Origin of the sequence: Streptomyces sp. NPDC006393, from assembly GCF_040628575.1 — a bacterium.
In the GTDB taxonomy this organism is placed as follows: domain Bacteria; phylum Actinomycetota; class Actinomycetes; order Streptomycetales; family Streptomycetaceae; genus Streptomyces.
In genome coordinates this window covers 1-8,674 of record NZ_JBEXZD010000186.1, presented here as the reverse complement: position 1 = coordinate 8,674, position 8,674 = coordinate 1, and the positions used below count along the sequence as shown (strand labels likewise).

Below are 8,674 nucleotides of genomic sequence, written 5' to 3'. Positions count from 1 at the left end.
CGCCGGGATTCGACCGGGAGACCTACCGGCGGCGCAACATGATCGAGCGCTGCTTCAACCGGCTCAAGGGCTTCCGTGGGATCGCCACCAGATACTAGAAGACCGCCACCTCCTACGAAGCGGCAGTCTCCCTCGCGTCATTCCTGCTCTGGGCAAGATCCGTTTGAAGACGGACCCTAGTTTCCATCTGCTTGTCATGACCGAACGCGATCGGAATCAGGGAGACTTCGTGCACCGTGCAGGACGGTCGATCACAGCTCTGACAGTGGCGGCGGGCGCGCTCGTCATCAATGTGTCACAAGCTCACAACGCCCAAGCCGACGGTCTCCTGGACGGCCTCCTCGGCGGCGGCATCCTCACGCAACAATTGTGCACACCCGTCCAGTCAGGTGTGGGCAACCAGTTCACCGCGCCCCAAAACACCCAGTGCAACCAGGGCGCGTCGTCCTCGACCACGACCCCCGCGGGTGGCGGCATCACCGGCTACGAGGTGGTCAAAGGCGGTAATTTCAGTCTCCTTCCGGGCGAGACTGACAGCGCTGCTATCTTCTGCCCCGCGGGTAAGCGGCCCCTTAGTGGTGGCGTGCAGGCTGGTGGCGGAGACGTCGACAACCTCCGTCTGATCTATTCCTACGTACACCAGATCGATCCGACGGAATGGGTTGTCGGGGTGACCCACGAGGGCGGCCAAGGCGCGGCTCAGGGTAACTACTTCGTCATCTGTGCGAACGTCGCCGAATGACGCCGCCGATGCAGCGACCTTGCGGTCCGGCGGTCGACTAACGTCCGTCAGCTTGCTGACGGAGCCTTTCTGCTCGTTCCGAGCGGAGACCGCTGCCTGTTGGCAGGCTGATGGCCCGGCTGTCGCGTGGGTGGGCTCCGGAAGGCGACCAGGTCGTGGTCGCTGTAGGCGTGGGTGCCGTTCCGGCGGGCCGGTGCGCGGGTCGTACAACGCCGCCCCAGGACCCTCAGAGATCCAGAACCTGAGGAGCGGAGCTCACGCGGACCAAGTTCTGCAAGCAGCGAAGAGCTGGCTGCGCAAGGGCGCCCGGGGCTGCGGTTCGGGCCGGCCCGGGCCGACCGCGACGGCTGCAACACCCGGCAGGAAGTCCTCAAAGCCGAAGCGGTCGTCGCACCAGTGCAGGAGTCGAACTACACGCTGACCGGCGGTCAGTGGTACTCGCCCTACGACGACCGGTACATCGAGGGCCCCCTGGGGTCTGGACATCGACCACCTGGTCCCGCTCGCGGAGGCCTGGGACTCCGGCGCGTACGGATGGACGCCCAAGAAGCGGGAGGACTACGCCAACGATCTCGGCGACGACCGCGCGCTGATCGCGGTGTCCGCCGCCTCCAACCGGTCGAAGGCCGATCAGGACCCCACCACGTGGCTGCCGCCGGCCGAGGGCTACCGCTGCCAGTACGTCACCGACTGGATCGCGGGCAAGACCCGCTGGGGCCTCACGATCGATGCCGCCGAGCAGGTCGCACTGTCTGACGTGCTGAGCCGCTGCCGGGATGTCCCGATCACTGTCACGCTGGCCCGGTAGACCACCCGACATCCAGCGATCTGACGGCCCTGCCGCACTTCGGTCGGCAGGGGCTCCGCTGTGGTCGGCTACTGCCGCCACTCCTCGCGGCAGCCTGGCCGGTCGGTCAGGGCAGCGGCGCGTGGACGCGCTGCTGCCCTAGCTGGCGCAGATTCGGCCGCGCGTGCGCTCCGCTCACCGGTCACCTCAGGTGCCACGGCGGGCATCAGTTCGATGGCCGCCCAAGCCGATCGACCATGGCTCGACGGGCCCGGCTGCCATGCTGAGGGTGGTAGGGACCGCCTGCCCGCACATCGGTCAGGATCGCTTGAGAAGCTGTGACAGACCCGCTGCTCAGTGACGCTCTGTAGGCACGCGCTTCTGGACCGGCTCATCCGCGCGGGAAGAAGTAGTCGAGAAGTGCGACGACTGTGGAGATGACGCCCGCGAGGCTAGCCAGAACGCCGATCACGACAACTGACTGAGTCGGCCCGCTTGCGTTCGGGTGGTTACGGCTGCGCCGCACCAGGAACTTCCTGATGCCCTCGGGCCTGTTGACGAGCATGGACCGGGTCAGCTGGTAGTGCGTGCGGAACAAGACGAGAGCCATCACGGCAGCACTGGCGCCAACTGTGCCCGACGTCCCTGACGGCTCGTAAATCAGGCTCCACAAAGCGATCAATAGGCATAGTTCCGTCAGACGGCTGATCCATTTGGTCAGGCGCCGCCCCAGGAAGCGGGCCTCGTTGAAGACTGCCCCCACTCTGAGGGCCACGCCTTCCTCCCATGCTTTGGATCCACCTTCGATCCGGGCCACGGCCATGTGCGGCCAGTCGAAGATCTTGTCCAAGCGGTCTCCGCCGATCTTGAAACTGATTTTCCGCGGATCGGAAGGCGCAGTGAGCTCGATCTGCAGTTCAGTAATCAGGGGTTCGCTGCCCAGGTGTGCTCGCAACGATGCCAGGTCGGCCCACTCATGTGTCTCAGCGGTACTGAAGACCAGGTCTTCTCTGCTTTTCTTGCGGGTGTTCTTCGTGTGTCGGACGGTCAGCTGACCGGCCGGAAGAGCATCCTCAAAGATCGCCAGCAGGTCTTCCAAGTTCTTCCACGAGAACCAGCAGCCACCACGCGCAACGCGCATCCCCCACTCCGCCATGGCAGTAACCTAGCGACTCAGTGATCGATTTGTCAGCTTTTCAGCAGGACAACAGCTGTGCGACACCGGGCAGTTGCGGTGCTGAGAGGCCATCACGAGGTCACGGGGGCGCCTCACGCCTTGCCAGCCGTCGGCGGGCGCGAGGCGGATAGATCACGTTGCTGTGTCCGCAGGCGTATGGGCTTGGGCGCCCACCCCTGGTGTGCGGGTAACGGTTTGGCCGGCCACCGGGCCATCTCCGCTTCGCGGGTCCTGCGGCGCCTGGTGGCGTCCATGGCCCTCACGCTACCCTCGCCGTCCTGGACGCGGCGTCGGTACTCCTGCCAGTCCTCGGAGGTCCATCGGTCCAGGGCCGCCGGGAACGTCTCGTCGCCGCCGTTCACCCCTCCGCCCCCACCGGCTGGACGCCGTACATGCTCGCGCAGCATTCGCACGCACGCAGGCCGCCCACGGGGTACCGGGGTGAGGCCGTTCCCGCGCACCACGCGTACGAGGTTCCCGCACGCTGCCGATCGGTCAGGACGTCCAGGTCGATCGTCGGGGCGTCCACCAGCTCCGGCAGGTGGGGAGTCGTGCTGCGCGTCGTCATGATCGGTCGCCTCGCGCTCGCGGTCGATGTGTCGTAGTCGTCTCCGACAGGGGCTGGGACGACCACGGGCCGAACGCTTCCCGGTGCGGGGGCGGTTCGGCTGACACCCAGTCAACGATCACCATGCGCTGTGGGACCATCACCCATGCGGCATGCGCATACGGATATGCGCCCAGCGAGTACGGACAGGCGCCGGATGCCGCATGGACTCGTGGCGTGGGGGCACGTCGTGGACTTCCGGACAGGCCCGATCCGGGACGCCTCCAAGGCCGGAGACTACGGACGCGTCATCGAACTGAGCCGCAGAGGGCGGCAGATGCCCCAGGCGGCACTCGGGCAGGCCCTCGGCCTGTCCCAGTCCGCCATCTCCCGTCTGGAGAAACGCGGCTCAGCCTCATACAGCACCGACGTCCTGACTGCGGCGGCCGCACATCTTCAGATTCCGCCGGCGCTGGTGGGTCTGGCAGACGGGCGCCCGGCCCAGGTCCAGGCGAGAGATGACGATCCCATGCACCGACGCACCGTCCTCGGTGGCGCGGTCGCCGCGATGGCAGCCCCATCCTGTCCGCCGCGCCAGACACGCGCGACACGACCGGCGGGCAGGCCGCCGCGCTGCGGCTGACCACGAGCGCCTACCGCAGACTCGACGGCACCACCCCATCCCGGGACCTCGCCAACGCGGTGGACGGTCATATCCGGCTCATCCAGACCATCACCCGCACCGCAACCGGCGGCGCCGTCCGGGCGCGGCTGGCCGCCGTGGGCAGCGAGGCCGCATCCTTCGCGGGCTGGCTCGCCTGGGGCAAGGGCGACCACGGGTCGGCCCGCTCCTGGTACGGCGGAGCCGTCAAAGCCGCACGCACGTCAGGAACATGCTCCTGACCGCCTGCCAGACCGGCACGCTCGCCCAGTTCGAGGCACACGCCGGCAACGGCGTTCAGGCCCTGAACCTCACCCGCCGCGCCCGCCGGGCGCTCGGCGACCAGCGCCCGGCCGTCGCCGACGCATGGCTGTCCAGCGTCGAAGCCCTCGGGCACGCCGCAGCCGGGGACCCGCCCAGCACCGACCAGGCCCTGACCACGTCCCGTACAGCAGCAGAGGCACTGAGAACTGACCAGGAGCCGCCACCGTGGCCGTGGGTGTTCTCCTTCACCCCGGACAAGGTGGCCGCCTGCCGCGTCACCTGCGGCGCACGACTCCAACTGCCCGAGTGGGTCCTTGGTGAGGATGTCGAGGCCCTGACCACCGGCCACGCGAAACAACGCGCCCTGCCGGTCCTTGACATCGCCGCCGGACACCTTGCCGGCGGACGGGTAGAGGCGCGCCCTCCTGGCCGACCATGTCAGCAGTACGACCCAGCCGAACTGAACGGCGTCTCCTGCATCGCGGACGGCCCCGACTCCTGGTTCGCCGAAGCCGTCCTGCAGCACGGCGGCCGTCTTGAGGTGGTGGTCCCGGCCGTCGAGTACCGCGAGGGTCTGCCCGACTGGCACCACCCCGTCTATGACCGGCTCATCTCCCGTGCGGCCGACGTCCACCACACCGGCATGACCGCGTCGACCTCGGAAGCCCATCAGGCCGGATCCGAAATCCTCGTCGGCCTGGTGGACGAGCTGATCGCCGTATGGGACGGGAAACCGGCACGGGGGCACCGCGGACGTGTTGGCATACCCCGAACAGACCGGCGTCCCGGTGTGTGTCCTATGGCCCGAGGGCGCCAGCCGATGACGGAGGCGCAGGAGGGCCGTCACGCGGCGAGCGCGGGGCGCTGAAGCTCCGTGCTCTGCGCGGTCTGCCCCAGACGGCGAAATACGCGTCCGTAGTCGCCATGAGTCGGGCGTTTTCAGCCAGCGGCTCGCCCTGCCTCGAGCGAGCGGAGGAGGGAGTCCTACGCTCGGTCCCGGCAGCGGCAATGATCGCGCCGGACAGGTAGAGCAAGGGGGTATGCGGTGCGTGCGGGGTGGGTCAGGCTGTGGCGGTGTACGGCAGTGGGCGGGATGGCCCTGAGTCTGTATGCGGGCTGGCTGACGGTCGATGACATTCGAGACCGCGCTTCCAGCGAGCACGCCATCAGCGAGGCGTGCGATCGGCTCGTGTCCGGGGCGGAGGTGATGAAGCTGCACGGTGGGATGGTCCGGGCGGAGGCCGGCGACTACGACACCCTGGATGTGCGTGAGCTGCCCAGTGTCTGCACGATCTACAAGGTGAAGGACTCCGGAAAGACCGCATCCCTGTTCAAGCTGTGGGTGGAGGGCAGCAACACCTCCCAGCCGTTGAACTGGATCGGTGCCGACGCCGACCGCGAGCCGTTCGGGGGCATGCTCGCCGGCAGCCACTACAAGCCGGATATCACCGCTGTCGCCGACCGGCGTCCCGAAGAACGACCACTGGGCGACGGCACGCTGGGATGGTACGAGAACTGGTACATCACCGTGCGCGCCGAGTGCGGACCCGGCAGCAGTACGAAGGCGCCGAAACTGCTGAACGTGACAGCCCGCGCCGAGTACGAGAACGTCTCGACCGCAGACCGTGACCGCCTGGCCCGCATCGCGCACTCGGCCGCCGAAAGGGTCACCGACCGGATCGGCTGCAAGACCCATCTGCCTGCCCTGCCCGACCAGCAGTTGACGCCCGTACCATCGGCGCTCCGCCCCGCCAAGGGAGCGGACGGATCATGCGCCTGGTTCGCCGCCCACCTCAAGGAGCAGGGACAAGGCCGGCTGCCCGACCGTTTCCTCGCCGTACCGATCTCGGACGCGAATCCGATCGAGAGCTGCCTTCTGGCGGTCAGCCCAGACCAGGTGCGCCGCATCGGCAAGGGCCTGCACGGCGACGACGGCGTTCTGGTCCACGGTGGCCTGACGTACTCTCCGTGGTGGCTGCGCACCGCCTCCTACTTCGGCCCGGAGGCCGGCGCGGTGGGATACCACGGCACCCGCGGCCAAGGCGAGGTCATCAAGACAGGAACGGCAGGTCGCACATACGGCGGTTGGTGGGCGTCCTCCACATGTGACGGCAAGCCTGCTGTGCACACCCTCAGCGCCAACTACGCCTACGACAACGTGGTCGGCTCTCAGGCGCTGTACGACCTGTTCCGCGCGTACGTCGGCAACATCACCACGCGACACGGGTGCACCCATATCACATACCCGAACAGGAAGGACTTCTCTTTCGAATAGGACATCACCACGCCACAACTCCCCCGGGACGAGGCAGCCCAGGACGTGACCGTATTCGCCGCCCACGTTGGCGGCCTCGCCGCGGACATCAGGCCTGGTGAGGCTCGACCATCTCCTTCCCGCAGCTGGCTCCCGTCGCTACCTCTACCGACTGGAGCTCCCCCGCGCCGTCACGCACGGTGCAGGTCGGCGGAGTCGTGCCGCCGGGGAAACGAAAGAAGGGGCCCGCTTTTGCGGGCCCCTTCTTCTTCCGGTAGCGGGGACAGGATTTGAACCTGCGACCTCTGGGTTATGAGCCCAGCGAGCTACCGAGCTGCTCCACCCCGCGTCGATGAGGCCACTCTACATGGTGGATCATGCGGGACTCGCGTCGGGTCTCAGCCGCCGCGGACGATGTTCTCGGCCTGGGGGCCGTTCTGGCCCTGAGTGACGTCGAAGGTGACGGTCTCTCCCTCAACCAGTTCCCGGTATCCGCTGCTTTTGATGTTGGAGTAGTGCGCGAAGACGTCCGGACCGCCGTCCTGGGCGATGAAACCGAAGCCCTTCTCAGCGTTGAACCACTTCACACTGCCGCTGGCCATGCTGCCGTCCTTCGTTCTCGCTGGGAAGCCCAGCCGGGTGCGATGGGGGCCGCCCAAGGCGAAGACGCCCGGGGTCCGTCTTACCGAGCTCTCAGCCCGGCTATCCGATCATTACCTCCGGGAAGCGCTGGGGCCGGCGCGGGGGCGCGTACATCGCCACTGACAGCGCTGGCCCAGGCAACCGTTGTCGTCTGCGACGGATCCTCGATTATCAACCCTCGCGTCCAAGGCCCTGTTGCGCCTGAGGGCGCCAAGTGTGTTCGCGGGATCGGCTAGGACTTGTCCGGGCGATCACGGCTCCGGTTAGGGTGGCCGGCGGTGGAAGGACCTGGTGAGTGCAGTGGAGATGAGCCGCGCGGAGGCGGTTGCGCTTGTGCAGCGGATCATGGACGCCGACTACGCCTCCGACGAGGAGGTGGCCAGCTGGCTGGACAGACTCGACAGAGCCCTGACGTGTCCGCCTGGTCACGTCAGTGGTTTGATCTTCTGGCCGCCGGGGCGGGAGCTTTCGGCTGATGAGGTGGTCGATCAGGCCCTGGCGCATCGACCGATCGCTTTGTGGAGCCGCGCCTCAGCTCCGGAGCCAGATGACCAGGGCTGATGCGGTGGCGGTGCCGAGGAAGACATAGCCTCGCTTGTCATAGCGAGTGGCCACGGCGCGGGACTGCTTGAGCTTGTTGATGGCTCGTTCGACCATGTTGCGTTTCTTTGTACCGCTCTTCGTCGAAGCCGTCATTTCGTCATTCCGTGCCAGCCGCCGCGAGCGCATCAGCCAACTCAGCGTGCGCTCCGACAACCACCGCTCGACAGCTGGGGCACGAACCCCGTCAATCAAGATTCTCCGAAGGTTTTCCGACGGTTGCCCCGACACAGTGGCACTCACCACGCGGTCCGTGTGAACCGGACCGCATACGAAGCCCACCCAAGGGGGAACTGTGTCCTTGACGTCCCGTGTCAGCCTCGCCGTCGGTGCGGCCCTGACCTGTTCGGCCCTCGCCTTGCCCGTCAACGCGAGCGCCTCCGTCCCGTCGGCGCCGGCTCAGGTCAGCCGGCCGTCTGCCACCCCGCAGTCCACTGCCTCCATCGCGCCCCGCTGCCTGGTGTGGTTCAAGCAGACCGAGAACTACCACGGCTACACCGCCGGGTACAGTTGGGCGTGGAACGTCACCGTGAGCTACGGCGCCACGGGTGACCGGGTGCGCGAAATCCAGTGCCTCCTGGACTACTACTGGGCACAGGACTACCCGTACGGCGACACCACCAGCCCGGGGGCCCTGGACGGCAACTTCGGCCCGACAACCCTCACCGCCGTCAAGAACTTCCAGCGCCACCGCTGCGGTTTCGGCAGCGGCAGTGACGGCGTCGTAGGTCCTCCGACCTGGCGATGCCTGCGCGGCCAGATGTGAGCGCAGAAGCCGTACCGGACCTCTACCCAGAAGGGCCACTGCGCAGATGAGACGCACGCTTGCCGCCACCATCGGCGCGAGGCGAACAGTCCTTGCCGCCGCGCTGACGGTCGCTGCGGCTGCCGGGGTAACCGCCCCGCGCGGCAGGTGGCCAGGTGCGTATGATTGTCCGCGCAAACTTCGCCGAATGAATTCGGCCGGATTTCAATGGCGTGGACGTGCCGTGGGGCCGGA

9 protein-coding genes, 1 tRNA gene and 4 pseudogenes are annotated in these 8,674 nt (G+C 67.3%); 9 read left to right on the top strand and 5 right to left on the bottom strand.

The window, feature by feature from the left end; genetic code table 11:
- The 3 genes and pseudogenes from ABZ484_RS37870 to ABZ484_RS37860 all read left to right on the top strand — a co-directional run.
- A pseudogene (locus tag ABZ484_RS37870) lies at nt 1-95 on the top strand (IS5/IS1182 family transposase); the annotation flags it as partial.
- Nucleotides 96-196: 101 nt separating this feature from the next.
- Entirely contained in the window at nt 197-742 is a 546-nt protein-coding gene (locus ABZ484_RS37865) for a hypothetical protein (RefSeq protein WP_358870492.1), read from the top strand.
- A 288-nt stretch (nt 743-1,030) separates the two neighbouring features.
- Nucleotides 1,031-1,550: pseudogene (locus tag ABZ484_RS37860) on the top strand (HNH endonuclease family protein).
- A gap of 370 nt (nt 1,551-1,920) precedes the next feature.
- Here the strand turns inward: ABZ484_RS37860 and ABZ484_RS37855 are convergent.
- Nucleotides 1,921-2,685, bottom strand: coding sequence for a hypothetical protein (locus ABZ484_RS37855; RefSeq protein ID WP_358870491.1), 765 nt, complete (start codon nt 2,683-2,685; stop codon nt 1,921-1,923).
- A gap of 379 nt (nt 2,686-3,064) precedes the next feature.
- Nucleotides 3,065-3,274, bottom strand: coding sequence for a hypothetical protein (locus tag ABZ484_RS37850; protein WP_358870490.1), 210 nt, complete (start codon nt 3,272-3,274; stop codon nt 3,065-3,067).
- 145 nt (nt 3,275-3,419) lie between these two features.
- Between ABZ484_RS37850 and ABZ484_RS37845 the strand changes: the two genes are divergently transcribed.
- The 4 genes and pseudogenes from ABZ484_RS37845 (at nt 3,420) to ABZ484_RS37830 (ending at nt 6,453) form a co-directional block, all read left to right on the top strand.
- Nucleotides 3,420-3,896 carry a helix-turn-helix transcriptional regulator gene (locus ABZ484_RS37845; RefSeq protein ID WP_358870489.1) on the top strand — a complete coding sequence of 159 codons (477 nt, stop codon included), beginning with the start codon at nt 3,420-3,422 and terminating at the stop codon, nt 3,894-3,896.
- Nucleotides 3,897-3,955: 59 nt separating this feature from the next.
- Entirely contained in the window at nt 3,956-4,156 is a 201-nt protein-coding gene (locus ABZ484_RS37840) for a hypothetical protein (protein ID WP_358870488.1), read from the top strand.
- 464 nt (nt 4,157-4,620) lie between these two features.
- Nucleotides 4,621-5,002, top strand: a pseudogene (locus ABZ484_RS37835) (hypothetical protein); the annotation flags it as partial.
- A gap of 269 nt (nt 5,003-5,271) precedes the next feature.
- Complete coding sequence (locus tag ABZ484_RS37830) at nt 5,272-6,453, top strand: hypothetical protein (protein ID WP_358870494.1); 1,182 nt, start codon at nt 5,272-5,274, stop codon at nt 6,451-6,453.
- Nucleotides 6,454-6,707: 254 nt separating this feature from the next.
- Here ABZ484_RS37830 and ABZ484_RS37825 read toward each other — a convergent pair.
- Both ABZ484_RS37825 and ABZ484_RS37820 read right to left on the bottom strand, forming a co-directional pair.
- Nucleotides 6,708-6,781, bottom strand: a tRNA-Met gene (locus ABZ484_RS37825).
- 49 nt (nt 6,782-6,830) lie between these two features.
- Entirely contained in the window at nt 6,831-7,034 is a 204-nt protein-coding gene (locus tag ABZ484_RS37820; RefSeq protein ID WP_358870487.1) for a cold-shock protein, read from the bottom strand.
- A gap of 346 nt (nt 7,035-7,380) precedes the next feature.
- Between ABZ484_RS37820 and ABZ484_RS37815 the strand changes: the two genes are divergently transcribed.
- Entirely contained in the window at nt 7,381-7,635 is a 255-nt protein-coding gene (locus ABZ484_RS37815; protein WP_358870493.1) for an e9imm peptide, read from the top strand.
- Here ABZ484_RS37815 and ABZ484_RS37810 read toward each other — a convergent pair.
- Nucleotides 7,606-7,743: pseudogene (locus tag ABZ484_RS37810) on the bottom strand (IS5/IS1182 family transposase); the annotation flags it as partial. The gene ABZ484_RS37815 and the pseudogene ABZ484_RS37810 overlap by 30 nt on opposite strands.
- Nucleotides 7,744-7,975: 232 nt before the next feature.
- On the opposite strand from ABZ484_RS37810, the gene ABZ484_RS37805 reads away from it, so the two are divergent.
- Nucleotides 7,976-8,440 (top strand): peptidoglycan-binding domain-containing protein, encoded by a 465-nt coding sequence (locus tag ABZ484_RS37805; RefSeq protein WP_358870486.1) that lies wholly within the window; start codon nt 7,976-7,978, stop codon nt 8,438-8,440.
- Nucleotides 8,441-8,674: the final 234 nt, after the last annotated feature.